The following is a 289-nucleotide window of genomic DNA, read 5'->3' on the forward strand; positions in this document are numbered from 1 at the left end:
GGCAGCACGGAGCGGATCAACGGTCCGGCGACCCGATCGTCCACCATCCACTGCAGCAGCTGCCGTTGCGAACGGGCGCTCAGACGCTGGCTGGTCAGCAGCTTGCGCAGGGTCGCGGCCATGCTGGCCGGGGTAGTGGTGTCGCGGGCGTCGCCGGGAAGCGCCTCATTCAGTTCCGTTTCCCAGCGGTCAAGGCGGGTGACGTTGTCGCCGATCTGGCGCAAAAAGGCAGTCAATCCTGCGGGGCCGCCGACGGTGGCCAGCAGCAGATTGGCGGCGCTGTTATCGC

General features: G+C 67.8%; 1 protein-coding gene. It reads right to left on the bottom strand.

The features are described 5' to 3' along the window. Nucleotides 1–289 (bottom strand): serine hydrolase (locus tag ACSIPU_RS31140; protein ID WP_435322564.1); only part of this gene is annotated, 289 nt, incomplete at both ends.

The sequence above is a fragment of the Klebsiella sp. HN106 genome, from assembly GCF_051209435.1.
Lineage (GTDB): Bacteria > Pseudomonadota > Gammaproteobacteria > Enterobacterales > Enterobacteriaceae > Klebsiella > Klebsiella oxytoca.